Annotated in this window: 23 protein-coding genes and 1 tRNA gene; 9 read left to right on the top strand and 15 right to left on the bottom strand. The window is 68.5% G+C overall.

Features of this window, described 5'->3' with window-relative positions:
* The first annotated feature begins 162 nt into the window (after positions 1 to 162).
* Together WBP48_RS07430 and WBP48_RS07425 are read left to right on the top strand one after the other, a co-directional pair.
* Positions 163 to 717: a YbaK/EbsC family protein gene (locus WBP48_RS07430; RefSeq protein WP_424438349.1), complete on the top strand. Its 555-nt coding sequence runs from the start codon at positions 163 to 165 to the stop codon at positions 715 to 717.
* 202 nt (positions 718 to 919) lie between these two features.
* The gene (locus WBP48_RS07425; protein ID WP_424438346.1) at positions 920 to 1,714 is read left to right on the top strand and encodes a metallophosphoesterase; all 795 of its coding nucleotides are present in this window, start codon (positions 920 to 922) and stop codon (positions 1,712 to 1,714) included.
* 45 nt (positions 1,715 to 1,759) lie between these two features.
* Here the strand turns inward: WBP48_RS07425 and WBP48_RS07420 are convergent, their stop codons facing one another.
* Entirely contained in the window at positions 1,760 to 2,473 is a 714-nt protein-coding gene (locus tag WBP48_RS07420) for a hypothetical protein (protein WP_424438343.1), read from the bottom strand.
* Between the two features lie 108 nt (positions 2,474 to 2,581).
* Here WBP48_RS07420 and WBP48_RS07415 point away from each other — a divergent pair, with 108 nt between their 5' ends.
* Positions 2,582 to 2,725 carry a hypothetical protein gene (locus WBP48_RS07415; RefSeq protein WP_424438340.1) on the top strand — a complete coding sequence of 48 codons (144 nt, stop codon included), beginning with the start codon at positions 2,582 to 2,584 and terminating at the stop codon, positions 2,723 to 2,725.
* An 89-nt stretch (positions 2,726 to 2,814) separates the two neighbouring features.
* Here WBP48_RS07415 and WBP48_RS07410 read toward each other — a convergent pair whose 3' ends face one another.
* From WBP48_RS07410 to WBP48_RS07395, 4 genes are read right to left on the bottom strand one after another with little or no spacing between them, the layout of a single operon-like run.
* Positions 2,815 to 3,756 (bottom strand): hypothetical protein, encoded by a 942-nt coding sequence (locus WBP48_RS07410; RefSeq protein WP_424438337.1) that lies wholly within the window; start codon positions 3,754 to 3,756, stop codon positions 2,815 to 2,817.
* 11 nt (positions 3,757 to 3,767) lie between these two features.
* The gene (locus WBP48_RS07405) at positions 3,768 to 4,862 is read right to left on the bottom strand and encodes an ATP-binding protein (protein WP_424438334.1); all 1,095 of its coding nucleotides are present in this window, start codon (positions 4,860 to 4,862) and stop codon (positions 3,768 to 3,770) included.
* A gap of 4 nt (positions 4,863 to 4,866) precedes the next feature.
* Positions 4,867 to 6,876: a hypothetical protein gene (locus WBP48_RS07400; RefSeq protein WP_424438331.1), complete on the bottom strand. Its 2,010-nt coding sequence runs from the start codon at positions 6,874 to 6,876 to the stop codon at positions 4,867 to 4,869.
* On the bottom strand, positions 6,873 to 7,616 hold the full coding sequence (locus WBP48_RS07395; protein WP_424438328.1) for a TnsA-like heteromeric transposase endonuclease subunit: 744 nt from the start codon (positions 7,614 to 7,616) through the stop codon (positions 6,873 to 6,875). The genes WBP48_RS07400 and WBP48_RS07395 overlap by 4 nt, the downstream gene beginning before the upstream one ends.
* A gap of 536 nt (positions 7,617 to 8,152) precedes the next feature.
* On the opposite strand from WBP48_RS07395, the gene WBP48_RS07390 reads away from it, so the two are divergent.
* Together WBP48_RS07390 and WBP48_RS07385 are read left to right on the top strand one after the other, a co-directional pair.
* A complete protein-coding gene (locus WBP48_RS07390; RefSeq protein WP_424438325.1) occupies positions 8,153 to 9,448 on the top strand; it encodes a DUF222 domain-containing protein in 1,296 nt (431 codons plus the stop codon).
* A gap of 56 nt (positions 9,449 to 9,504) precedes the next feature.
* Positions 9,505 to 9,810, top strand: coding sequence for a hypothetical protein (locus tag WBP48_RS07385; RefSeq protein ID WP_424438322.1), 306 nt, complete (start codon positions 9,505 to 9,507; stop codon positions 9,808 to 9,810).
* 290 nt (positions 9,811 to 10,100) lie between these two features.
* On the opposite strand, the gene WBP48_RS07380 is transcribed toward WBP48_RS07385, so the two are convergent.
* The gene (locus WBP48_RS07380) at positions 10,101 to 11,957 is read right to left on the bottom strand and encodes a DUF2207 domain-containing protein (RefSeq protein WP_424438319.1); all 1,857 of its coding nucleotides are present in this window, start codon (positions 11,955 to 11,957) and stop codon (positions 10,101 to 10,103) included.
* Between the two features lie 150 nt (positions 11,958 to 12,107).
* Between WBP48_RS07380 and WBP48_RS07375 the strand changes: the two genes are divergently transcribed.
* Complete coding sequence (locus tag WBP48_RS07375) at positions 12,108 to 12,536, top strand: MarR family winged helix-turn-helix transcriptional regulator (RefSeq protein WP_424438316.1); 429 nt, start codon at positions 12,108 to 12,110, stop codon at positions 12,534 to 12,536.
* A gap of 71 nt (positions 12,537 to 12,607) precedes the next feature.
* Here WBP48_RS07375 and WBP48_RS07370 read toward each other — a convergent pair whose 3' ends face one another.
* Positions 12,608 to 13,063, bottom strand: a complete 456-nt coding sequence (locus WBP48_RS07370) for an Hsp20/alpha crystallin family protein (protein ID WP_424438313.1) — start codon at positions 13,061 to 13,063, stop codon at positions 12,608 to 12,610.
* 291 nt (positions 13,064 to 13,354) lie between these two features.
* On the opposite strand from WBP48_RS07370, the gene WBP48_RS07365 reads away from it, so the two are divergent.
* Together WBP48_RS07365 and WBP48_RS07360 are read left to right on the top strand one after the other, a co-directional pair.
* A complete protein-coding gene (locus tag WBP48_RS07365; RefSeq protein ID WP_424438310.1) occupies positions 13,355 to 15,277 on the top strand; it encodes an alpha-amylase family protein in 1,923 nt (640 codons plus the stop codon).
* The gene (locus WBP48_RS07360; RefSeq protein WP_424438307.1) at positions 15,274 to 16,269 is read left to right on the top strand and encodes a DMT family transporter; all 996 of its coding nucleotides are present in this window, start codon (positions 15,274 to 15,276) and stop codon (positions 16,267 to 16,269) included. The genes WBP48_RS07365 and WBP48_RS07360 overlap by 4 nt, the downstream gene beginning before the upstream one ends.
* Before the next feature lie 13 nt (positions 16,270 to 16,282).
* Here the strand turns inward: WBP48_RS07360 and WBP48_RS07355 are convergent, their stop codons facing one another.
* From WBP48_RS07355 to WBP48_RS07325, 7 genes are all read right to left on the bottom strand, one after another.
* Positions 16,283 to 17,587 (bottom strand): ABC transporter permease, encoded by a 1,305-nt coding sequence (locus WBP48_RS07355; RefSeq protein WP_424438304.1) that lies wholly within the window; start codon positions 17,585 to 17,587, stop codon positions 16,283 to 16,285.
* On the bottom strand, positions 17,584 to 18,315 hold the full coding sequence (locus WBP48_RS07350; protein WP_424438301.1) for an ABC transporter ATP-binding protein: 732 nt from the start codon (positions 18,313 to 18,315) through the stop codon (positions 17,584 to 17,586). Before WBP48_RS07350 ends, WBP48_RS07355 begins: the two co-directional genes overlap by 4 nt.
* A complete protein-coding gene (locus WBP48_RS07345) occupies positions 18,312 to 19,829 on the bottom strand; it encodes an MDR family MFS transporter (protein WP_424438298.1) in 1,518 nt (505 codons plus the stop codon). Before WBP48_RS07345 ends, WBP48_RS07350 begins: the two co-directional genes overlap by 4 nt.
* Before the next feature lie 155 nt (positions 19,830 to 19,984).
* A complete protein-coding gene (locus WBP48_RS07340) occupies positions 19,985 to 20,659 on the bottom strand; it encodes a response regulator (protein ID WP_424438295.1) in 675 nt (224 codons plus the stop codon).
* Positions 20,656 to 21,948, bottom strand: coding sequence for a sensor histidine kinase (locus WBP48_RS07335; protein ID WP_424438292.1), 1,293 nt, complete (start codon positions 21,946 to 21,948; stop codon positions 20,656 to 20,658). Before WBP48_RS07335 ends, WBP48_RS07340 begins: the two co-directional genes overlap by 4 nt.
* A gap of 179 nt (positions 21,949 to 22,127) precedes the next feature.
* A tRNA-Arg gene (locus WBP48_RS07330) sits at positions 22,128 to 22,203 on the bottom strand.
* A gap of 93 nt (positions 22,204 to 22,296) precedes the next feature.
* Positions 22,297 to 22,950 carry an asparagine synthase gene (locus WBP48_RS07325; protein WP_424438289.1) on the bottom strand — a complete coding sequence of 218 codons (654 nt, stop codon included), beginning with the start codon at positions 22,948 to 22,950 and terminating at the stop codon, positions 22,297 to 22,299.
* 166 nt (positions 22,951 to 23,116) lie between these two features.
* On the opposite strand from WBP48_RS07325, the gene WBP48_RS07320 reads away from it, so the two are divergent.
* Complete coding sequence (locus WBP48_RS07320; protein ID WP_424438286.1) at positions 23,117 to 23,317, top strand: hypothetical protein; 201 nt, start codon at positions 23,117 to 23,119, stop codon at positions 23,315 to 23,317.
* Between the two features lie 79 nt (positions 23,318 to 23,396).
* Here the strand turns inward: WBP48_RS07320 and WBP48_RS07315 are convergent, their stop codons facing one another.
* The gene (locus WBP48_RS07315) at positions 23,397 to 24,341 is read right to left on the bottom strand and encodes an aldose 1-epimerase family protein (RefSeq protein ID WP_424438283.1); all 945 of its coding nucleotides are present in this window, start codon (positions 24,339 to 24,341) and stop codon (positions 23,397 to 23,399) included.
* Positions 24,342 to 24,453: the final 112 nt, after the last annotated feature.

Here is a 24,453-nt window from a genome sequence, read left to right as displayed (position 1 = left end):
GCTAGATTCGACAGCGCTCGTGACATTGGCGGCGACGAGACGACTACTCCTGGAGCGCGAGGCGAGTCAGAGTGCCGAAATCTGGCGTCCACGGATGCCCCCGCGTACTCGAAGGCGCGCCTCACGCCCCAGGCACCGCCCTCAACAAAGAAAGCAACGCCGATGGGCACATACAGTCTTGGCGACCTTCACACCGTCGCAGCGCGTAAACGTCCCGAACTCATCGCGCCGGCCGCGTTCGCCGCCTTGGAACAGTACGACCTCCTCGACCGGGTCGGGGTCGTCCTGATCGATCCCGCCTTCTCGGACACAGGTGCCATCGCCGGTGCCTACTCCTTGCCGCCGGAGGTCCTCGCCAACTGCGTCATCGTCAGCGGCCGGAGGGCTGGTGTGGAACGGGTGGCCGCTTGCGTCGCCCTCGCCACACACCGCATCGACGTGAACACCACGGTGAAGAAGCTCCTCGACGTCCGCAGTGCGTCGTTCCTTCCGCGCGATCGGGCCGTCGAGCTGACCGAGATGGAGTTTGGTGCGATCACCCCCATCGGAGCTCCCGGCGGATGGTCGCTCCTGGTCGACGAGCAGGTTGCTGCCACGCCGCTCGTCGTGATCGGTTCGGGACGAAGAGAATCAAAACTCGTCCTCAAAGGCAGTGACCTCGCCGCACTGCCCACCGCGACAGTCACGTCGATCGGCTCTCCTGCGACACGCGCCTGACCCGACTGTAGCCAGACCCTGCCCCGAGCGCATGGACGATCCTTGAACATGTAAGGAGACGCTCCACATCGATGGCAGCCCCCACAACGCTAGCCTCGCCTCCGCCTGAGCCTGTCGCCCTCGTTCGGATCGAGTTTCGCCGATGAGAGCTTCCTGCCCGTTGCGGAGCGGCGCCCACGGGCAGCAGAGACTGGAGGAGACGATGATCGAGTACCCATGGTTTGACTTCGACCAGGTCGACTACGTCACGTCGGACACGCACTTCGGGCATGCCCGGATCAGCGAGCTCGCGGGGCGTCCGTTCGGCACGGTCGAGGAGATGGACGCGGAGCTTGTCGCCAGGTGGAATGCCGTGGTCGGGCCGGGCGATGTCGTGCTGCATCTCGGGGATCTGGCGCTCGGCCCGATCCAGGAGTCGCTCGCGCTCACGGCCCGGCTGAACGGGCAGCGGTTTCTGGTACCGGGCAACCACGACCGCCTCTCGACGGCGACGCAGTCGAAGCGTGCAATCGAACGGTTCCTGCCACTGTACGAGGCGGCGGGCTGGACGATCCTTCCCGAAGTGATCCGAGGCACCCGCCACGGTTACCGCTTGCTCGCCTCCCACTACCCGTATGCCGGAGACTCGCAAGAGACCGATCGGCACACCGCGCACCGACCCCGCTGGGACGACGGGATGCCGCTGCTGCACGGGCACACCCATGCCCGCGATCATGGGCCGCACGAGTACCAGTTTCACGTCGGCGTCGACGCGCACGGTTACGCTCCGATCCCTTTCACGATCATCGACGAGTGTATCCGTGGCCTTCCCGACGCTGAGACGTGGCTGGAGTCCGCGATCCGTGAAGCACGGCAGGTCATCACCGCCCTCGACAACAGCGAACGACCCGGGATGGACGCTCTGTTCTACGAGCAGGGCTACAACGAGCTGTTCATCGTGCTCAGCGAGCTCCTCGACGCCCTCGAACCTCCCGGCGCCGCGGAGAGTTCACGCTGAGGTTCGGAAGCCGATGACGTTCTCTGACCGGGCGTCGTTGTTTCGTCAGGGCACCGCGAGTTCGTCGATCAGGTTCGGCCAGTTGCGGACCACGTGGGTTCGGGTGGCCGCGTCTGTCGGCTCGCCGCAGATGTTGGGGAGTGCTCGGGGGTTGGCGTGGCGGAGGAGGCAGGCGCGTTGCCGGTGGGCGGCGACGATCAGGGCACGGTTGAGCGGGCAGAGCTGATATTTCGCTTGGCGTCTGGTGCGCAGCCCGTACATGTAGACCATCGCCCGGTGCGCATGCCCAACGACACAGGCCGTGAACGCGTGGAGTTCATCGTTCACGGGTGCGCCGATCGCTTCCGCGACCGCCTTCGACAGACGATCGGTCTGGGTCAGGACGGAGGTGGTGATATCGAGCAGTGGGGTGACGCGGCGGGGTGTGGTCAGCACGTGCGCTACTCGGATGGCTTCGGGGTACGCGCACAGCAGCGTCTGCTCGTAGGTGCACGGCGCGTCCACGTTCAGGTGCTCCATCCGTTGCGCGATCAGGTTCGGCTCGCCGGTGCCGGCACTCCTGGCCCTGACGAGTGCGGCGGCGAGGTTGAGCTCTCCGGTGTGGAGGGCGACACCGCGCGGCCAGAGGCGGGCGCGTAGCGACTGTTCTGCCCGCTCGTACCCCGGCAAGTCGGTCACGTCGGCCCGCACGCCGCGGAAGGTGAACTGGTGGTGGGTGAGGCATAGCGCCCCGCCGCGGGCGATGGTGGTGGTCTCCATTCCGTGCGCGCAGGTTCTGCAGGCAGTGCGGGGCTCGGCGAAGCGCCGACACTTCTGGCACTTCTGGGGCCCCCACTTCTTGTGACCGCATCGGACCCACATGCCGTCGTGGTCGAAGTCGAGGCGCAGCGCTCCGTCTGGCAGATCGGCGATCGTTTCCAGGACGCCGGTGACACGGGAGTCCACGACTGGCCACGTCCTCCGTTCGATGCGAGCGAGGACGAGTCGGTGGATGTCTGCGTCCTCGAGTAGGTGGGTGGACGCGAGCCGGCTGATGTATCCGTCCGTGGTCTCACCTTCGAGGGGTTCAACGCGGATGGGCAGGGTGCGCAGAGCGGTTGTCACGAGGCTCGGGAGCTTTCTGCGTGCTCGTGATGTGTGGGTGGCCTGCGGGCGTCGGCGTGTCGCAAGAACGTGCCGCGGACGCGGGAGGCGATGGCGAGGATCTTGGTCCCGAACTCGTCCAGCCCGGGGGATCGGCCGTGCCGTAGTCGCACGGTCCGGTCCAGGGTGATGAGCGTTTCGCGGTCGTAGGCGCGGAAGGACTCCCGGAGGGTCGCAAGTTGGTGTCGTGAATGCGTGTCGACGGCTGTCACCACAGCTGCGACGAGAACGGCGACCGGGAGCCGTCCGAGTCGGATGTTCGTGAGGAACCGCTCCGCCCACGGCTCGGTCAGCAGTGCGGTCACCTGCACGGCCTTGGGGTAGTACTCGCGAAACCGCCCGTCGAGGATGCCCGGTTGGGCGTGCTGAGGGCCCGCGGTGTGCCGGAACCCGAGGAGTTCTGTGGCGAGTTCCAGTTCGCCTGTGTTGAGTGCTAGGCCGCGTTGCCAGAGGGTTCCGGTGAGGAATCGTTCTGCGTGAAGGTGCGCGTTCTGTCCGGTGAGGTCGTCGTCGGCGCTGGCGTAGTGCCACCGGTGGTGGCGGGCGCAGACTGCGCCGGAGCGGGTGCGGACCTCGACGGTCTGGCCTCGGGTGCAGCGTCGGCACATCGTCGCCGGTGCGGGGAGCGGCGCGCATATCGGGCAGGGGTTGTACTGCCATGCCGCGTGGGCGCAGCGGACGAACAGCCGGTCTTGGGGTCGGCCGTCGAGGTGGCCGGGCGGGAGGCCTGCGAGCTGTTCGACCAGGTGCGGTGCGGCCTCGGGTGTCGTCTTCAACGGAAGCTTCAGCTGTGCGTGACGGATCGCGGTCCACAGCTCCCCGGACGGGATGGCGTTTCGTTCTGCGAGGCGCCGGTAGAGGCTGCGCACCGTCTCTCCCGCGAAGGGTTCGACGGTCACCGGCAACGCCTTCATGCCCGGGTCTTCGAGGGGCGCCCTCGCTTCGGGCGGGTGGAGGGCCGGCTCTCTTCGTCTTCGATCCACCCCTCGGCCTCGCGGAGCCTCGCGAGATATGCGAGGACGGCGTCGAGGTCGAGGCGTTCGGTGTGCTGTTCGATGGCGTGCCGTGCACCGCGGCGCACGGCTTTCGCGACTCGTCCGATCGAGCCGCGGGAGAGGTCGCGGAGCTCTGCTGCGACGGTCAGGATGGCCTCTGGGGGTTGCGAGATCAGGCACAGCGAGTTCTCGAGGTCGACGAGGATGCGGCCCCAGACGGCGGCTCCCTCGGTGTTGGTCGTGTCGTACTCCTCGAACTTGACCAGTTCGAAGCGGGCCATGATCTGCTCACCGCGCGATCCCCAGAACAGGCCGTTGCGTGCGACGTCGACACCGGCGTAGACCATCGTGCCCGGGCATCGTTCGGAGAGTTCTTTGAGCGCGTCGGCGACTTGCTCGTTGCCGCGGTAGTGCAGGTCGAGCCGGTGGATGTCGTCGACGATGACCAGTTCGGTAGCGCATTCGCGCATGACGTGGCTGACCCGGCCGAGAAGGATCTCGTAGTTGACGTTGCGAGAATGAGGGATCGCGTAGAAGTCGGCGAGCTTGGTGATCATGGTCTTCGCCGTCGCATGGGTGGGCACCGGCACATAGGCGACGGGGATGAGGTTTCGTGCGCCGGCACCTGCGCGCTGACGGCGGACTCGTTCGAACAGGCGACCGAACTCCTGAACCGCCGTGGTCTTTCCCGCCCCCGGCCGCCCGGAGATGATCACGCCGGATTTGCTGGCATCCGGCGAGCGGTTGTCGGTCATCGCGTTGCGGATCGCTGTGGCCACGTGCCGCAGCGACGGTGTCGCAACCCGCGCACCGATGGTCATGTAACGTTCCCGGGCGATGTTGTGCAACGCGCGCTCCGACGGGGCCAGCGCCTCGTACTCGGGCATCGTGAGCGGCAGCGGACGCTGGGCGACGAACTCGACGAACTGCCGCCATCCTTCCTTGGTCGCGTAGTCGAAATCGGTCGACGGCGCGTCGAAGTCGAAGTCTGCGAGCAGGTCGTCGAACATCACGTCACTCCTCGTTCGGCGCTCGGGTGTACCCGAACGGCGCCGCCACCGGCCAGCCGGGCCGTGCCTCCACCGTCTCCGGCTCGCGCCCGTCGGCGTCCGCGCTCGGTGATCCCTCGGTCTTGGCGGGTTCGAGCGCCCCGGCAGGGACCTGGTTCGTGATCGCGAGCGGGTCGGCGCGTGTCGCGACGCTCCGTTGCCGTTCGCGTTTGCTTTGCGGCTTGTTGCCGGTGTTCATGAACCGGCGGATGACCTCGCTGAGGTCGTTGCCGGTGGGTTCGGCATCGCCGCGGGCGGCGGCCTGCGCGCGGGCGACGCGCCACACCTCGTCGGCCATCGGCGCCCCGCTGTACGGTGACCGCCAGCTCAGCGGCACGAACTCGTCACCGAGCTCGAGCCACACCGTCATCGGGTTGTACGGGTCGACGCGGAACGGCCACTTGCCCTGGTGACTGCGATGTGAGGACTTCTTCTTCCGCAGCCCGCTGAGCCGTTCGGAGTCGTAGACACGCAGGTCGATGTCGACGCCGTAGTGGTTGATCACCCGCCACTCCGTCGGCAGCAACGCCACATAGTTGTCGGCAGTGAGCGGAACTTCCAGCTCAGGGACGACTTCCCGGTAGGCGGCGACCATCTGGTTCGGGCTCAGCTTCAACCGCGGGTTCCGGGGATCTCGCAGAGCGCTGTGTGGCTGGTTCTGCCACGTCACCGCGACCCAGTCCTCGAACAGCTCCTGCAGCTGCTCAAGCGTCAGGAGCTGCTCGGTGGCGATGGCCTCATCGCCACGCATATCCGGGCTCTGCCCGAGGAACCCGATCGCGTACTGGGTGAACTGGTCCTTCACCGTGCGGAACATCCGCTCCACCTTCGCCTTGTGCGTCGGCGTGTACTCCGCAGCGACGGTGAGCGAGATCCCCAAAGTTCGACACGCATCCGCGAAATGGCGAGACACATACGACGAACCCCGGTCGGTCGTGATCGTCTCGGGAAAGATGTACGGCTGCGCGTCCCGCATGCCCTCGAACCGTTCAGCGAGGAGTTCATCCCCACCCGTCCACGCTTCGGCCACCATCCTGCGGTTCGCGCGAACCCCGTCAGGGCGGAACGCATACGGGACGAGGGCGCGGGCGAGCACGACGACCAGGTCGATGCTTCGCGTGCCCACCGTCACGATCCCGGCGAGCACCGACCGTGACGCCTCGCACAGCAGCAACGTCAGATCGGGCCGCACCGGCTCCCCGTCGCATTCGACGAGGATCTCCATCGGGGTCGTGTCGATGAGAACCTGCTCGCCGGGGCGGACACCGGACCGGTTCCCGTGCATGTAGTCGGGTTGATTCGCCGTCGTGCGGCGGGTTCGGGCGGTGCCGAAGGTGTGCTTTCCACCGTCGAGTTCGTCGAGCAGCCGGTACATCGTGGCCCGACTCGGCATCGGCACGACCCCCTCGCCGTGACGTTCGTCGAGCTCCCGGCGCACCAGCCAGAACACGCGCGTCTTCGTCCCCGTCGACTTCCGCGTCTGATCGGCCTTCACCGTCATGATCGCCTCGATCAGGCGGGAGTCGTAGGAGCGGCCTTGTGTGTCGGGGAGTCCGAATCGGCGACGGTCGAGGAGGCCGGTGACGCCGAATTGCTCGAGCGAGTGACGCTGGCGGATGACTTTGCTCGTCCCGTAGTCCGTCCCCAGCCGCCGGTTGACGTTGCCCGCGACCTGTTCGTACGCGTGCATCCGCTTCATTCCCTCGGCAACCAGATCGTCTGCCCGCCTCAGCTCATCGAGCCAGACATCGATGACCCTGCGATCGGCGTCGTCGATGTCGTCCAGGTGGCGCAGTTCCGCCAGAGACCGGGCGGATGGGGCGACGGCCTCTGCCTCAAGTGGCAGATCCGCGGCCAGCACCTCCACGTCCTCGCCACCGTCAGACGGCCGCAGCGTCAGGTACGAGGGGCGGACGAGCACAACGTGATGGGTCGCCCCTCGCCACTGAATGAGGTCGCCGGGATGAACCTTCATGATCCAGCTCCGAAGTCCACGATCGTCGACATCGACAAGGGACGTTCGAGGTTTGCCTTCGCCGCGCCCGACCACACCAGCGCGTACGCCGCCCCGAGCCCGGATCGTGCAACATCGTCGAGGATCGCGGCGAGCCTGCCCAACGTCATCGAACCCGTCAGCGCCAGCGAAGCGACATCGACTCCCTCGAGCCACGCGGGGTCACGGAACCGCAGGAGGAACCGCAGGTTGTCCTGGGTAGCGCCCGGCAGCGCGTCAAAGACCAGGTATGACCAGCCCAGCGCGGCCGCGAGCCGTCTCGTGAGTTCGAACTTGGCCGCGTCTTCGGCGCCGATCAGTTCCTTGGGTCGCACATCGACGAGGAGTCCGCTTCCGTCGCCTCGTCGAACGAAGTAGTCCGGTACGTGAGAACGCTTCGGGGATCGCCAGCGAATCCACATCGGCTGACTCGACACCGTGACCGCGTCGCCCGTGCGATCCAGCGTCGCCAGGAAGGCCCGCTCCCAGAACGACTCGAACGGCACATGCTGGCTCGTCGAGGACAGCCACAGCCTTCCCTCGAAGTTCCGCTTACCCGGCCAGGAGACGAACTCTCGAACCGGGCCGGCCTCCTCGAACGCCACACTCCTCGCTTCGAGAGGATCAATCTGCTCGGCAGAGCCGTGTCTGGAAAAATCGATCGTCGCCGCCAGCGCGTTCGTCCCGTCGATGGCATCCAGCCAGTCCGCGGTCAGGCTCACGGCAGCCTCTCCTTCAGGAGGCCGGTCGCCCACGGAAACCCCGGAGCGAGAACCTCCGACTTGCACGGCAAGCTCCTCCTGCGCCGCCGCGCGCCCCGGAGACACGCTCGCGATTTCCGGATCGAGTGAGATTTTCGCAGGTCGAGTGAGACGATTTCCGGAACCGTGAGATTTTTTCGGATCGAGTGAGACTCGACAATCGACATGAGAATCACGAATTGATAACGGCGAGGGGTTGTGGGCCGTTACCTTTCCGTTATAGAGTGCTCGCACGGTAGTTGTTTTGCTGTGGCAGCTACCGACATGTGATTGCAGGACACTCTTGGTGCAAGGGACAAGGGCCGGTCGGAAGCCTCTCCGACCGGCCCTTACTCTTGCACCGCACCGGGTCAATGCCCCGCAGCGAGGGCTACCGGCATTCCCTTCCCTTCATCGCTCTCTCCACAGGCACTCCCTCAGCTGACTTATCCACAGATTCATTCTCTGACCAGGGCATCCATCTCCTAATGTCGGACCCCCTCGGCAGAATCGAAGGTATGAAAGCCATCGACGAAACCGACGCCGCGGACTACCACGCGCGCCTCACCGTCGTCGTCGACGGCATCGCCGAGCGGCGTCGGCAGATCGCCGCGCTGCAAGCCGAAGAGGCCGAGCTGCTCCGCGACGCTCAGTCCCTCGCGCTCGAGCGGATGGATGGCCCCAGCTTCCGGCCCAGCAGCCCACGCGACATCCCGCTCCGCTCCATCGCTGCGGAGATCGGCGCGGCGACCAACCAGTCCGATCGCGCCGTCCAGGCCCGCATGAACGATGCCGCCGTGCTCGTCGAGCAATTCCCCGCAACCCTTACGACCCTGCGCGAGGGCCGGTTCAGCCGTTCGCACGCGTCCGTCATCGTCGATGCCGGCCTCTGCATCGACGACCCCGACGCCCGCGCCGAATATGAGGCCGCGGTCATCCCCCGCGCCGAGACCGAGACGGCGGGCCGGCTCCGTCCGATCGCGCGCCGCCTCGCCGAGCAGTTCCACCCGCGCACGCTCGCCGAGCGACACCGCGAGGCACGCCGCCAACGTCGACTGTGGGTACACGAACGCGATGACGGGATGGCGGAGCTCGGCCTGCTCGGCCCGGCGCACCTCGTCTACGGTGCCTACGACCGCGTGACTCAGTTGGCGACCTCGATCGTCGATGCCGAGCAGCACCCGGCGGGCGACGACCAACTCGCGGGCCTCGAAACCTCCCCGGTCGACGACACCCGCGGCCTCGACGAGGTTCGCGCCGACGTCGCGCTCGACCTGTTCCTGACGGGAGAGTCCACGACCGCCGTCGCGGCAGGCGTCGCCGCCCTCCGCGCGCGCGTGCAGGTCACGATCCCGATGATGTCACTGCTCGGCCACAGCGAGCAGCCGGCCGATCTCGCCGGCTACGGCCCGATCGACGCCGAAACCGCCCGCCGGATCGCCGCGGACGCACCGGGATGGGACCGGCTGCTCACGCATCCGATCAGCGGCACGGTCCTCGCCGTCGACCGGTACAGGCCGACCGAAGCGCAGCGGCGGATGCTGAAGGCTCGCGACGAGCACTGCCGCTTTCCGGGATGCCGACAACCCACCGACCGCTGCGATCTCGACCATACGGTCGCACACGCGCACGACGGACCCACCGCGGTGTGGAACCTCGGTCACTTCTGTCGAAGACATCACACGCTCAAACACCATTCCGCGTGGCGGGTAGCGCAGCTCGCGGATGGCACTTTGGAGTGGACGAGTCCTCTCGACCGCGTCTACCTCGACCACCCCGCGCGCACGCTCGCGGACAATCAAGCGCCCTTCTGAACGGGCGTGGCGCCGCTCGGGAGAGGGCGTGGCGCCGCCCGAGGGAGAATGGGTGGGTGCCCGACTACGCCATCTCGATCACTCTCGACGGGGCGCCCGACCTGCCGAGCGCGGTGCTGCAGGCGCTCTACCGCATCACGGGACGCTCCACGGTCGAGCTGCGCGACAGCATCCGTCGCCGCGAACCCGTCTACACGGCCGCGCTGTTCGGCAACGACCACATCGACGTCGTGCCGCGACTGGAGAAGGTCGCGGCCTACCTCGGCGAGCTCGGCCTGCCGTTCACGCTGCACGAGGTGGTCGACGGCGAGCGCGGCGAGATCACAGCCGAGGTGATGCGGAGCATCCTCGAGGCGAACTGACCCCACTGCCGGCGAGGGGGTCGCATGTGGTCGGTATGGAGTCGGGATTGCGACCATGTGCGACCCCGCGAACTGTCGCGGCCGGAGCGACCGGCGTCAGGTGTTGTGACACGATCGCGATGGTCTCGTCCGAATGGCCTCTGGCTCGTTCTCGGATCCCGCGCCCCGCGCAGCGCGTGGACAGCTCGATACACGCCGGCGACGGCGGCGCACTCGACCACCGGGGTTGGACGAGCGCTCGATGACCGGGTCCGGCACGCGCACTCGACAGGCCGGGCAGCGACGGCGGGTCAGACGCCGCCGCCACCGCCTCCTCCGCCGCCACCGCCGGCAGAGCCGCCACCGCTCGATCCGCCCGACGACGATGAAGAGGAGGACGCCGCGGACGACAGCGATCCGATGCCCGCCGAGAACGACGACGCGTCGAACGCCCCCGTGCCGTGATACCAGTACGGTCCCGTCGCGCCCACCTCGGTGTAGAGCACGGTCAATTGCTTCGACCACTCCTTCTCCTGACCGAACACGACAGCGTAGGGCAGCAGCTTCTCGTACAGCGCGAGCTTCTGTCGCGGGTCATTGACGTCGATGGGCACCCGCTCCGCGCCGGCCGGGGACTGCAGCATGCGGATGCGGTCGGCCTCCGCCCACGCGATGAACTCCTTGAGCCCGAGCAGATGATCCCGCGTCTCAGCCCCGAGCGCGGTCAGAGGCTTTCGCGCACCGATCTTGATCACCACGATCAGCACGACGGCCGCGATACCCATCACGATCAGCGGCACCACGGGGTTCACCCCTCCGTCGATCGCCGCGAACCCGACGAACACCGCCACGAGCACCGCCACGAAAGCCACCGCGATCGGCAGCCCACGCGTCCAGGGCGGCACCATGCGCCGCAGCCCCCGCGTCTTCAGCTCTGTGCCCGCAGCGCTCAGTATGTTCTGCGCCACCTTCGACAACCGGGTGTCCTGCGAGCCGAACTCGTACTGCTCACCCGGCCGCCCGACCGGGAACAGCCCGGCCAGCAGCATCCGTCCGTCGCCGTCCGCCTTCGACGGATCCACGAGCTCCGCGACCAGCTTCGCCTTTCTCCACCAGCGCTTCTCGCCCTCGATGATGCGAATCGAACCCACGACGGCCTGCTCGAGCACCTCCGCCGGAATCGCCTTCGCCGTCTGCCCCAGCAGCACGGCGCTCTCCAGCGCGTCGACCACCCGCGGCGGCTCGTACTCCGCGATGATCGTCGGCCGCCCCGGCTCGTCCGCGAGCTGTCGCCGCCGCGCCCGTACCCCGAGCACGCCCGCACCGAGCGCGCCGAGCCCCGCGACGCCCTGCAGCCATCCCAGCGGCGACGCGAGGTATCCGGAATCGAACGGCGCGAACGTGTCCGGCGCGAAGCCGACAGCCATCGTCAGCGTCTGGTACGGCTGGATGCCGGTGGCTTCGGCCGTGACGACGGTGGTGCCATCGGCATCCTGAGCCTGCGTGATCGACCCGCACGAATCGGTCGCGCCCTGATACCCCTGGTAGCACGACATGCGGCCGGATAGCTGCGCCGCAAGCTCCGGCGCGAGATGCAACCGCGCCGTGACCGTGCCGAACGGTTGCGCCCAGCCGACGCCGTTGACGTCCCAGTAGAACTCGAGGCCGGTGTCGGGGAAGTCCCACGTCACATTCTCGAGCGTGTAGGTGATGACGTAGGTCTGCGGCCCGTGCAGGTACCCGTCGGCACGCGAGACGACGGAGAACGCGTCGTCGACGTCCTCGACCTCGGACGGCCGAGGCACACCGTTCTCGTCGGTGATCGAGACGAGCCGCGCGCGCAACGGCTGCCCGTTGTAGGTGTCGGGCACCATTCGCCGGATGCCGCGATTCTGGTCGCTGTCGGGAAAGACCGCCACGAGCTGCTCGACGACCTCGAGCCGGCTCGTCCCGTCGTCGGCGCGCGTGAGAGTGTAGTCGGCCGTCATCGAGGCGAACGTGAAGTCGTCGACGCCGGTCGTGATGCGGGGACCGGATGCCCGCGATGCCGACGACAGCTCGCCGACCGCACCGGCAGGCAGTCGAACGGATGCCGAGGCCGGCGTCGCCGTCCCGGCCACCACGGCGAGCGCGAACAGCACCGCGATCCACCAGCGCAGGAGCCTCATGGGTCCACCATAGATCGCGCCGCCGTCACCAACCCAAAGGCACCGGCCCGGAGGTCGAGCCTTAGCACTGCTACAAAGGTGTCCCTCCGGGATCCGCGACTTTGGCCACTCCACGGCGCGGCAGCGTCCCTGAAAGCTACAGTGGCATCCATGACCGACCGCCGCCTCGCCGTCGCCGCGTGGGAGAGCCTGTTTCGCGCGCAGCACGAGGTGCTGCGCGAGATCAGCGGCGACTTCTGCGAGGACGGTCTGACACAGGCGGAATACGATGTGCTCCTGACGGTCACCCGCGGCGAGGACCACGCCGCGCGACTGCGCGACGTCACGGCGAACATGCTGATCAGTCAGCCGAGCGTCTCGCGTCTGGTCGACCGCATGGTCGCCCGCGGACTGCTCAGCAAATGCCCCGATCCGCAGGACGGCCGTGGCGCGATCGTCCGTGCGACGGATGCCGGCGTCGCCGCCTTCCGACGCCTCGCCACGGCCCACGGCCGCTCGATCGCGGAACGCATGTCCGTGCTGAGTGACGCCGAGCTCGAGCAGTTGCAGGGACTGACGAGCAAGCTCCGCGGGTCCTGATGACGCAGAACCGCCCCGGTCCGGGGCGGACGCGGGGCGGTTCGCAACGCCTGTGCGGCTACTGGTGGCGCTTACTGCTCGACCGGCTGCGGCGCCTGGCTCGACTCGCGGGCCTGGATGGTCGGCGCGCCGCCGTCGGCGACGACCTGCACCTTGCGCGGCTTGGCCTTCTCGCTCACGGGGATCGTGACCGTCAGCACGCCGTTGTTGTAGGTCGCGGCAATGCCCTCGGTGTCGATGCCCTGACCGAGGTTCAGCTGGCGCAGGAAGCTGGCCGTCTCGCGCTCGCGCGTGATCCACTTGACTCCCTCACCCTCACTGAGCGTGCGCTCGGCCCGGACCGTCAGCAGCTGGCCGTCCACGTCGACGTCGACCGAGCCCGGGTCGATGCCCGGCAGATCGGCGCTCAGGACGTAGTGGTCGCCGTCGCGGTAGAGGTCCATCGGCATGCGGCGCGGGCCGCGGCGCGTGTCGAACAGGCTCGACGCGAGGCGGTCGAGGTCACGGAACGGGTCATAGGTGGCCATTGTTCTCTCCTTGTTCTTGTCTGCTCTGAAAGTTGAGCCCTATCGGCTCAAGTAACCTCAGATTAGCACTCTCATGGTGCGAGTGCCAACAGTTCGCGCGCGGCGAACGGGACCCGCGACGTCGCCATCGTGCGCGAAGCTCTGCTCCGGCACGGCTGGCGACCCTGACCGGGGTGTGTCCCGGTGTTCAGGTGACGCCTGCCGCGGAAACTCCGGTGATATTCCCGCTGGAAGCGTCACGTGAAGCGACGCAGCCCCCGCGTAGGCTGGTGCGGACCAGAATGGAGCACCATGACCGCGCTGTCGACGCTGGAGTCCGATCGCCGTGCCGCCCTGGATGCCGCGGAGTCGGCCGGCCGCCTCGATGAGGCGTTTCTGACGCGCTTCGACGCGCAGTTCCCGCGCCTGCACGGCCTGTTCACGCGACTGTACGGCGAGCGCGCCGACGGCAGCGAACAGCTCGCCGCGACGGTGGCCGCGGCATCCGTCTCGTGGAACGCGCGCCCGCTCGACCTGAAGGTGCGCGACGGGCAGCGCGCCGCGGATCCGGACTGGTTCCAGTCGGAGCGGATGCTGGGCGGGGTCTGCTACGTCGACCGGTACGCCGGCAACCTCGCGGGCATCCGCGACCAGATCCCGTACTTCCGCGAGCTCGGGCTCACGTACCTGCACCTCATGCCCCTGTTCGACGCGCCGGAGGGCGACAACGACGGCGGCTACGCGGTGTCGAGCTATCGCCGCGTGAACCCGGCACTCGGCACGATGGCGGAGTTGACCGAGCTCGCCGCCGAGCTGCGGCTGGCGGGCATCTCGCTCGTGGTCGACTTCATCTTCAACCACACCAGCAACGAGCACGAGTGGGCGCAGAAGGCGGTCGCCGGCGACCCCGACTTCGCGGACTTCTACCTCATCTTCCCCGACCGCGAGCTGCCGGACGCCTACGAGCGCACGACGCGCGAGATATTCCCCGACGACCACCGCGGCTCGTTCGTGCAGCTCGACGACGGCCGCTGGATCTGGTCCACGTTCTACCACTACCAGTGGGACCTCAACTACGCGAACCCGGCGGTGTTCCGCGCGATGGCCGGCGAGATGCTGTTCCTCGCGAACAAGGGCGTCGAGGTGCTGCGGATGGATGCCGTCGCCTTCATCTGGAAGCAACTGGGTACGGCGTGCGAGTCGCTGCCGGAGTCGCATCTGCTGCTGCAGGCGTTCAACGCCGTGCTCGCGATGGCCGCTCCCGGCATGGTGTTCAAGTCCGAGGCGATCGTGCACCCCGACGAGGTCGTGAGCTTCATCTCGCCCGAGGAGTGCCAGCTCTCGTACAACCCGCTGCAGATGGCGCTCACGTGGGAGGCGCTCGCGACCCGCGACGGCCGGCTGCTGCAGCAGGCGCTCGACCGGCGCCACGCCCTGCCCGCGGGAACCGCGTGGGTGAACTACGTGCGCAGTCACGACGACATCGGGTGGACGTTCGCCGACGAGGATGCCGCGGAGTTCGGCATCGACGGCTACCACCACCGCCAGTTCCTCAACCGCTTCTACACGGGGCGCTTCGAGGACACGTTCGCGCGCGGGGTCGCCTTTCAGGAGAACCCCGTCACGGGCGATGCGCGCGTGACCGGGACGACGGCGTCGCTCGCGGGCATAGAGGCGCAGGATGCCGGCGGCGAAGACCGCGTGGTCCTCGCGCACGCCCTGGCGCTGTCGACGGGCGGCATCCCGCTCCTGTATCTGGGCGACGAGGTCGCGCAGCTGAACGACTACTCCTACGCGGACGATCCGGTGCGCCGGGGCGACACCCGGTGGGTGCACCGCGGCAACCGGCCGCGCGACCGGTACGCGGAGCGCGACGATCTGTCGACCCCCGCGGGACGCGTGTTCCGGCGGCTGACGAAGCTCATCTCGGTGCGGCAGTCCGCACCCGAGTTCGCCGGTAACGAGCTGATCCCGTTCCACACGCCGTATCCGTCGGTCGTCGGCTACCAGCGCGTCGGGCCCGCCCGCGCGCTGAGCGAGCGAAGCGAGACGAAACGCCCACGCCTGCTCGTCCTCGCAAACGTCGGGGATGCCGAGGTTCAGCTCGATCCGCTGACCTTCTCGGGCTTCGAGCACACGGCGTTCGACCCGATAGGCGACACCGACCTCGACCTGAGCGACGGCCTCACGCTGCCACCGCACCGCTTCGTGTGGTTGCGCGTCGCGCCGGTATGAGCGGGCCTCCCGCATCCCCGCCTCTCGGGGCGGTACCCGGCGGCGCGGCCGGACGGCGGCGTGCGGTCATCGTCGCGGTGGTCTCGCTGCTGGGCGCGACGCTGTTCTGGGCCGGCAACTACATCATCGGGGCGAGCGCGGTCGAAGAGATCGACCCGATCAGCCTCGTGCTGCTGCGGTGGGTCATCGCCCTCGTGCCGCTGCTGGTCATCGCCCAGGTCGTGGAGCGGCCGGCGTGGCGTCAGGTGCTGCGCGCCTGGCCCTGGCTCGTCGCCCTCAGCGGCCTGGGGCTGCTCGGCTACAACCTGCTGCTGTACGCGGCGCTGCAGTTCACCGATGCCTTCAACGCCTCGCTCATCAACGCGTTCAACCCCGCACTGATCACGCTCGCCGCCGCGGTGTTCCTGCGCGAGCGGCTGACCCCGCTCGCGGTCGTCGGCATCCTCACCGCCCTCGTCGGCGTGCTCGTCGTGCTGTCCGGCGGCGATCTGGCGGCGCTGTTCGGGGCCGGCGGCGGCTTCGGCGCCGGGTTCGGCGCCGGGTTCGGGGTAGGTGAGGCCCTCATGATCGGCGCGATCTGCGCCTGGACCGCCTACACGATCATCGGCCGGCGCGCCCCGAAGCTGCCACCGATCACCGCGACCGCGGTCCAGGCTGCCGTCGTGATCGTGGTTCTGACGCCGGTCAGCCTCGCGACCGGCGGGCCGACCCTGCCGGGCACCCCGCAGGCGCTGTGGGCGCTGGTGTTCATCGGCATCTTCCCGTCGGTGCTGTCTTATCTGCTGTGGAACCGCGCGCTGACGGTCCTCCCCGCCAGCGGCGCGGGGGTCTTCCTCAACCTCATCACCGTCTTCACCGCCGCGTTCACGATCCTCGCCGGCCACCCCTACACGCCCGCCCAGCTGATCGGCGGGGTGATCGTGATCGGCGGCGTCGTCCTCACCAACGCCCGGACCCTGCTCCCCCGGCGCGCGACACCCCACCCCCGGTGATCGAGTGCGCCCGCTACTCGTAACGGAGCGCTTCCACCGGGTCCTTGCGGGCGGCGCGGGCGGCCGGCAGGGTTCCGGCGACGAAGGCGATCGCCATCACGGCGACCACGATCGTGACGACCGAACCGGCATCGAAGGCGATCAGCGTGAGTCCGGCGAGGTCTGCGAACGGCCCCGCCGACAGCGCACTGCTGATCCCGGACCCCGCGAGCATCGCGAGGCCCACGCCGGTCATGCTGCCGAGAAACCCGATGAACACGGCTTCGAGGCTGAACAGCGAGAACACGCGACCGGACGCCATCCCCATCGCCTTCATGAGTCCGATCTCCCGGGTGCGCTCCTGAACGGACATATAGAGGGTGTTGACGATGCCGAAGCTCGCCGCGAGCAGGGCGATCGCGGCGAACGCGTTCAGCACCAGCACGATCGCGTCGATGACCGTCTTGAACGCGCCCAACTGGTCGGTGACCGTCGTACCCGTGTAGCCGACCGCCGTGAGCGCGCTCTTCAGCGCGGCGATGTCGTCGGCCGTCGCATCGTCGGCGAACCATACGGTGGCGCTGGCGAAGCGGTCCTGCTGAGCTTCGGGCACGCCGGTGTTCTGGAGGGCCCAGAGCTCATCGGCGAGCGCGTCGTTGGGAATGAGGCTCGCGCTGCCGACCAGGGTTTCTTCCGCGACGCCGACCACGGTGGCGGTGACGGTGTGCGGGGTGCGGGCCGCGTCACTGATCGCGACGGTGACCTGCTGACCCAGCGCCGCGTCGTTCGAGTCGAAGCCGAGGGGTTCCACGAGCGAGACCGGCAGCACGACCTGCGCGGCATCGGTCGCGCCGTCCGGCGCCGCACCCGCCGCGAGCTGCAGACTCTGCCCCGGGATCAGGCTTCCCACCGAGGCCACGTACTTCGTCCCCTCGCCGTGCTGGACGTAGTCGGCGCTGAGAGCGCGCGTCGGCTCGACGCGGAGCACCCCCGCGACACTCGCGAGCGTGTCGAGGTCGTCCGGCGTGAGGGCGGTCACGGTCGTGCCCGGCCCTCCCCCGACGCCCGCACTGACGGCATCCGGATCGTACTCGACGGGCCCGCTCCCGCCACCGATCCCCCCGCTGGCAGAGTCCGAAGCCTTCGTCACGGTCATGACGTCGCTGGCTCCGATGCTCGAGACGGTGTCGTCGATGTACCGGTTGATGCCGGTGCCGAGGCCCCCGGTGAGAGTCAGCGTGAAGGCGCCGACGAAGATGGCGAGCGCGGTGAGAATCGTACGGGTCTTCGAACGCCACGTGTTCGAGACGGCGGCGCCGAACAGGTCGAGAGTTCTCATGCCACAGCTCCCTCGGTGGGCCGAGCCCCGTCATCCGTCGTGATGCGGCCGTCCCTGATGTGGATGCGGCGGTCGCAGCGCGCCGCGAGGTCGTCATCGTGCGTGACGACGATGAGCGTGATGCCGTGCTCGCGATTGAGCGCGAACAGGATGTCTTCGACGACGGCGCCCGTCGCGCTGTCGAGGTTGCCCGTGGGCTCGTCGGCGAAGATGATGCGCGGGTCGTTGACGAGCGCCCGGGCGATGACGGCGCGCTGCTTCTGACCGCCCGACAGCGCGGTGGCCTTGTTGCGCGCCTTGTCGGCCAGCTGCAGCTGCTCGAGGGCAGCCATGCCGCGACGACGGCGCTCGCCGCGTGCCACTCCCGCGATCCGCAGCGGCAGGACGACGTTCTCGAGCACTGTCTGATTCGCGGTGAGGAAGAACTGCTGAAAGACGAACCCGAACGTGCGATTGCGCGTGCGGTTCAACGCCCGGCCACGCAGCCGCGCCGTGTCCTGGCCGGCGAGCAGCAGCTCGCCGCCGTCGGGCGAATCCAGCAACGCCAGCACGTGCATGAGCGTCGACTTTCCCGAGCCGCTCTTGCCCACGATCGCGACGCTCTCGCCCTCGCGGATGTCGAAGGACACGCCCTTCAGCGCCTCGAAGCGGTTCGCCCCGGTGCCGTAGCTCTTGACGATGTTGCGCGCGGCGATGAGCGCGGTGCTCGTCGGTGCCGTCCCGTTCACCGGGCTTGCTCGCCCGGTTCGTCGTGCTCGATCGAGGCCCGCAGCGGCGTCTCCTTGATGAACAGCACCAGGACCAGGCCGGCCGCGACCATCGGGATGAGCGAGAGGAACACCGGGGTGAGCGCGTCGTTGTAGGCGCCGACGATGACGTCGTGGATCGCGTCGGGCAGCGCGTTGACGGCGGCGGGGGTGAGCGAGTTCATGTCCAACCCGGCCTCACCGGGCACGGGACCGAGGTCGCTCATCCGTTCGGCGAGCAGGTCGGTGAGCCGTGCCGTGAACAGCGCCCCGACGATCGCGCCACCGAGCGATGCGCCGATCTCTCGGAAGAAGTTGTTCGACGCGGTCGCCATGCCGACCTCGCTGTCGGGGAAGGCGTTCTGCACGACGAGCACGAGGATCTGCATCCCGAGTCCGATGCCGGCTCCCATGATGAAGATGTAACCGAGCAGCACCCAGATCGGCGTCTCGACGGTCAAGGTCGACAGCAGCCACATACCGATCGCGAGCACGATCATGCTGGCAATCGGCATCCATTTGTATCGACCCGTCTTCGAGGCGAGAAAACCGGTCGGCAGGGCCGTCCCCATCAGGCCGACGACCATCGAGATCATCATCAGACCCGATCCGGTCGCGTTCACGCCCGTCACCATCTGCAGGTAGGTCGGTAGGTAGGCGATGGTGCCGAACATGGCGACACCGATGAACAGGCCCGCCGCCGTCGACAGCACGAAGTTGCGGTTCTTGAAGACCCGCAGCGGAATGAGGGGCTCCTGGGCACGCCACTCAGCCAAGACGAAGAGAGCCGAGAAGACGACGGCGCTCACGATGAGGCCGACGATCAGCGGGGAATCCCAGTCGTGCTCGCCGCCGCCCCACGACGCGACCAGGATGATCGACGTCACCGCGACGGCCATCGTCAGCGTGCCCCACACGTCGAAGCGCACCGTGCTCTCGTGCTTCGGGAGTTTCAGCGCGATCGCGGCGATGACGATGGCGAGGATGCCGATGGGCACGTTGATCCAGAAGGCCCACCGCCATCCGATGCCCTCCGTGAACCACCCGCCCAGCAGCGGTCCGACGACACTGGAGAGGCCGAAGACGGCACCCATGATTCCCATGTACTTGCCGCGGTCGCGCACCGGAACGATGTCGGCGATGATCGCCTGGGCGAGGATCATCAGCCCGCCGCCCCCGATGCCCTGCACGACGCGGGCGACGATCAACCAGAGCATGTCGGGTGCGAGTCCGCCGATGACGGAGCCGACGAGGAACACCCCGAGCGCGCCGAGGAACAGGCCTTTGCGGCCGATGGTGTCGCCGAGTTTGCCATAGATCGGCATCATGATCGTGGCGGCGACGAGGTACCCCGTCGTCACCCACAGCATGTGGTCGACGCCGCCGAGCTCCCCCACGATCGTCGGCAGGGCCGTCGAGAAGACGGTCTGGTCGAGCGACGAGAGGAACATCGTCACGACCAGGCCGACGAAGACCATCAGGATGCTGGAGGTCACCGCGGGATCAGCGGGTTGAGCGGAATCCGTGGGGGTCGCGGATGGCACATGAGAAGCAGTCACGATGTTCCAGCCTGGTCGGGACGCCCCGGTCGCGCGTCCCCCGGTCGCGGCATCTTGCCCCGGACCGATACCGCAGCCGCGGTACGCGACTCTCACTCGCCGGGCGAGATCAGACCGCTCTCATAGCCCGCGATCACCAGTTGGGCGCGGTCGTGGGCACCGAGCTTCGTCATCACCCGGTTCACGTGGGTCTTCGCGGTGTGGATCGAGATGACGAGGTGGTCGGCGATGTCTTGATTCGACAGCCCGCGCGCGACCATGCGCAGCACTTCACGCTCGCGCTCGGTGAGTCCGTCGAGGAGTGCGGGATGCGTCGCCGGATGCCGCGGCATCCCTTCGGCGGGATGCAGCACGCGGGCGATGAGGTTGCGCGTGGCCGCGGGCGACAGCAACGCGTCACCCGCCTGCACGGCGCGCACCGCGCGCACGAGCTCCTCGGGCTCGGCGCCCTTGCCGACGAAGCCGCTCGCCCCTGCCCGCAGCGCCGCGACGACGTTGGCATCGTTCTCGAACGTCGTCAGGATCAGAACGCGGGTCTGTGCGAGTGCGGCGTCGGCGCAGATTTCCGCCGTCGCGGCGATGCCATCGAGCCCCGGCATCCGAATGTCCATCACGACGACGTCGGGGAGAAGCACGCGGGCGCGTGCGACGGCTTCGCGTCCGGTCGCTGCCTGCCCGACGACGTCGATGTCACCGGGCAGCCCGAGCATGACCGCGATGGCGCCGCGGATGAGAACTTGGTCGTCGACGACCAGCACGCGGATCACCGCGGTGTCGTCCGATCCGGTATCGGCACTCGCTGCGCATCGATCGGCAACCGCGCGGCCACCCGCCATCCGCCGGGCGCCGACCCGGTCTCCACCGTGCCCCGGACGCTCGCCACCTGCTCCCGCAGCCCGATGAGCCCGAATCCCGACCGTGCCTCGTGTGCACCGTGTGCACCGGCCTGTTGCGGTGTTCTGTCCGCGGCGCGCACGGGGTTGGTCACCACGACGGTGAGGTCGTCGTCTCCCACCGCGAGCAGGAGATGCGCGCGGCCGCCGTCGCCGTGCTTGTGGGCGTTCGTGAGCCCTTCCTGCACGACTCGGTAGGCCACCCGTCCGGTGGCGGGCGGCACGCGGGACAGGTCGCCTTCGATCCGCACGCCGACCGCGAGCCCGGACTGACCGAAGCGGCTGACGAGGCCGTCGATCCGGTCGACGCCCGGCTGCGGCGCGCGTGCCCCTTCGCTCTGCGGGGTGGAGGTCGGGGTGGAGGTCGCGGTCGGGGTCGGGGTTGCGTCCGTGGATCGCAGCAACTCCATGAGATCGCCGATCTCGGCCAGCACCGCACGCGCCGCGCGTCGCACGATGGCCAGCGATTCCTTCGCCTGCGCCGGATCGGCGTCGACCGTCTGCGACGCGACACCCGCGTTGAGGCTGATCACCGAGATCTCGTGGGCGACCGCGTCGTGCAGGTCACGGGCGATGCGCAACCGTTCCTCCGCGACGCGGCGCCTGGCCTCTTCTTCGCGAGTCCGCTCGGCGCGATCGGCGCGGTCGGCGAGGGCAGCGATGAAGTCGCGGTGCTGACGCGTCGCGTCGCCGCCGGCGCCCGCAAACGCGAGGGTGAACACGAGCTGGGTGATCCTCGGGTCGAAGACCGTGCCCATGACGACCATCGTCGGGATCACCGTCACGACGATGGCAATGATCGTCGTGGGAAGACCGGCGCGTCGGCCCAACCGGGCAGAGACTCCGAACACCGCGATCGCCACGGCGAACTCGAGGCCCACATTCTGACCGCGCTCGATGACGATCCCGGCAAGGAACAACGCGACGGTGGCCGCCACCACCGGCAGGGCCCAGCGGCGACGAAGCAGCAGGACGGCGGCCGAGAGCGCCGCGAGTCCGACGATCACCGGGCTCGGCGCGACGTAGGGCTCGCGCGGGTTCGACGCGAAGCACGTTCCGACGACGACCAACACGCAGAGCACGTCCCGCGCCCACACCGGAACCCGGGGCCGCGGATCGCGAGGCAGATCCGTGTCGACGGCCGGCGCGCGTGTGTCGCTCATCGCTCCATTCTCCGTGCTCGTCTCGGTGCTCGCCGGGGCGGTGGGCGCGCGGGGGCGCCTGCACATGCGCCCGCGACTCCGTTGCGATGGTCTCGATACACTCGCGGCTCCGCCGCGAGCACTCGACCACCGGTGGGGTGCGCACGCGCGGGTGTGGCCGCGCATACGCGGTCGAACTGTGGTGCGCCCGGAGGGATTCGAACCCCCGACATTCTGATCCGTAGTCAGACACTCTATCCACTGAGCTACGGGCGCCCGGCCCACTGCCGTAGGCCAGCGACCAGCTTACATGACGCCCCAGCATCCTCCGAATCGCGCGATCGACCGTCAGAGGCACATGCGGCCGGATCACTCCAGTTCGGCGGGGTCGAAGGGAGCCGCCGAGCCGGCGCGCTCGGCAACCCGCTCCGGTTCGACACCCGCCTCGCGCAGGATCTGCTGCGCGAGGGTGCTGCGGCGATGCGCGCGCAGCTTCGGCAGATCGACCAGGCGCAGCGCCTGCATGCGTGCCGTGCGCATCCGTTCGTAGTCGGGCTCCAGATCCGGACGCGCCGCCTCGATGCGCAGCGTCCGGTCGATGTTCTTCGCGACCTCCTGCCACGCCGCCTCGCGCGCGTCGCCGATGAGTTTGCGAAGCTCGTCGTCGTCCTCGGCGCGCGCCCGCAGCTCGTGCGCGACATGCAGCGACTGCTTCTGGCGCCGCCGCAGGTTGCGGACGTCCCGGCTGCGATAGTCATGCGTGCCGTCGGAGTCACTGTGCCGACCGCGCGCGATGCGGTGCTCCTGGTCGGTGCGCTCGGCGTCTGCCTCGGCTTCGGCGGCGAGCGTGAGCAGCACGACTCGGGCGTCTTCGAGGTAGCGATCGACCTCGAAGTCCTCACCCTGGGCGAGGATGTGCACGAGGATCGTGTTCTTCAGGCTCAGGCGCGTCGCCGCGGATGCGATGTACAGTCCCTCCGCGACGACGTCGCGGGTCCGCAGGCGTTTCCTCTTCGCAGCCACGACACCCCTCCCCATTCGATCCTAGGCAAGACCCTCGGCGAGCATCGCCGACGACGGCTGAGAAAAAGGGGCGGATAGCACGCTGCGGCGGCAGTGACAACCCCCTCGCCGCTACCCGTCGGCATCCGTAGCGTGGCGGACATATCTCGACGAAAGGAATCAGATCGTGGGATTCATCGAAGACACCAAGGATGCCGCGGAGACCGCGGGCCGCAAGATCAAGGACGGGTTCGAGGACACCGTCGACCGCGTTCACGACAAGGTCGATGAGATGAAGGCGGATGCCGAGGTCAAGAAGGCCGAAGCCGAGCGCGACTCCGTCGAGCGCCGCAACGAGGTCAAAGAAGAGATCCGCGGCGACCACTGATCCCCGCTCTGCAACAGCCCTCAGACTGGAGCGCCCCGGAGAACACTCCGGGGCGCTCTGTCGTTCAGTGGGGGCGCCGTCAGATCGCCGCGATGCGCCAGGATGCCGTCGCCGACGCGCCCGGCTCCAGCACGATCAGTCCGGTGTCATAGGGGTATCGCCCGGCGTTGAACGCGTCGGGGGCGGACGTCATCGGCTCCACCGCAAGACCCGCGCGGTTGCCCGGCTGCGCGGGTCCGCCGGGGAGGTCCGCCGTGTGGACCTGCACCCACGGGCAGTCCTCGCCCCACGTCAGCTCGACCCCGACGCCCGACGGGTCGGTGACCCGGGCCACCGCGACCCCCGCCGTCCGCGACAGGCCGGTGTACGCGTGATCGAGCTCGACCGCGCCGAGCACGTGCGGGATGCTCCAGTCAAAGCGCTCGGAGCCTTCGACGTCCGTGAGTCCGACGGGGATGAGCCGTTCGTCCGTAACCTCCAGCACCTGCGACGCCGCCAGCTCGAACGTCCAGTCGTCGAGCGGCGCGGGGCCCGCGACGAGATACGGATGCGAACCGGCGCCGTACGGGGCGGCATCCTCGCCCACGTTGGTCGCGACGACCGTCTGGGTGAGGCCGTCGGCATCGAGCCGATACGTCACCTCGACACGCACCCACCAGGGGTAGCCCGCCTGCGGCACGATCTCGGCCGCGAGGGTGGCCGCGTCGGCATCCGTCGACACGATCTCGAAGTCGAGCCATCCGACGAGCCCGTGGATCGCGTTCGAGCGCTTCGGCTCGGTGAGCGGAAGCTGGAGCGACCGGCCGCCGAACTCGTAGCGGCCGTCGATGACGCGGTTGACCCACGGCGCGAGGGTTCTGCCCCGCGAGGCGGGGCGCATCTGGTCGACCGCGAACGGCACGACGAGGTGGCGCCCGTCGTGCGTGAGCGCGCGCAGCGTCGCGCCGATCGTGGCGAGGTGGGCTTCGTACGCGCCCGAACGGAGGGTGACGGGTGTTCCCGACGCAGGTGTCATGCTGCCCATCCTGCCGTGATTCGCGGCGCCGCGTCGCCCGCCCGCCCGCCGACCTTCCCGCCGCCCGACCCACCCACCCACCCACCACCCACCCAGATCCGCGAGCCGCTACGTTTCGACC

It is taken from the genome of Microbacterium sp. (genome assembly GCF_049661145.1).
Lineage (GTDB): Bacteria > Actinomycetota > Actinomycetes > Actinomycetales > Microbacteriaceae > Microbacterium.
Note: the sequence above shows the minus strand (reverse complement) of the source record. Positions and strands in the feature narration are given on the sequence as shown.

Excerpts from the sequence above, each read along its gene's own strand:
- WBP48_RS07430 (WP_424438349.1), top strand. The coding sequence starts at position 163 with ATGGGCACATACAGTCTTGGCGACCTTCACACCGTCGCAGCGCGTAAA.
- WBP48_RS07420 (WP_424438343.1), bottom strand. The coding sequence starts at position 2,473 with ATGGAGACCACCACCATCGCCCGCGGCGGGGCGCTATGCCTCACCCAC.
- WBP48_RS07360 (WP_424438307.1), top strand. The coding sequence starts at position 15,274 with ATGAGCGGGCCTCCCGCATCCCCGCCTCTCGGGGCGGTACCCGGCGGC.
- WBP48_RS07425 (WP_424438346.1), top strand. The coding sequence starts at position 920 with ATGATCGAGTACCCATGGTTTGACTTCGACCAGGTCGACTACGTCACG.
- WBP48_RS07355 (WP_424438304.1), bottom strand. The coding sequence starts at position 17,587 with ATGAGAACTCTCGACCTGTTCGGCGCCGCCGTCTCGAACACGTGGCGT.
- WBP48_RS07390 (WP_424438325.1), top strand. The coding sequence starts at position 8,153 with ATGAAAGCCATCGACGAAACCGACGCCGCGGACTACCACGCGCGCCTC.
- WBP48_RS07315 (WP_424438283.1), bottom strand. The coding sequence starts at position 24,341 with ATGGGCAGCATGACACCTGCGTCGGGAACACCCGTCACCCTCCGTTCG.
- WBP48_RS07335 (WP_424438292.1), bottom strand. The coding sequence starts at position 21,948 with ATGAGCGACACACGCGCGCCGGCCGTCGACACGGATCTGCCTCGCGAT.
- WBP48_RS07375 (WP_424438316.1), top strand. The coding sequence starts at position 12,108 with ATGACCGACCGCCGCCTCGCCGTCGCCGCGTGGGAGAGCCTGTTTCGC.
- WBP48_RS07400 (WP_424438331.1), bottom strand. The coding sequence starts at position 6,876 with ATGAAGGTTCATCCCGGCGACCTCATTCAGTGGCGAGGGGCGACCCAT.
- WBP48_RS07380 (WP_424438319.1), bottom strand. The coding sequence starts at position 11,957 with ATGAGGCTCCTGCGCTGGTGGATCGCGGTGCTGTTCGCGCTCGCCGTG.
- WBP48_RS07405 (WP_424438334.1), bottom strand. The coding sequence starts at position 4,862 with ATGTTCGACGACCTGCTCGCAGACTTCGACTTCGACGCGCCGTCGACC.
- WBP48_RS07365 (WP_424438310.1), top strand. The coding sequence starts at position 13,355 with ATGACCGCGCTGTCGACGCTGGAGTCCGATCGCCGTGCCGCCCTGGAT.
- WBP48_RS07370 (WP_424438313.1), bottom strand. The coding sequence starts at position 13,063 with ATGGCCACCTATGACCCGTTCCGTGACCTCGACCGCCTCGCGTCGAGC.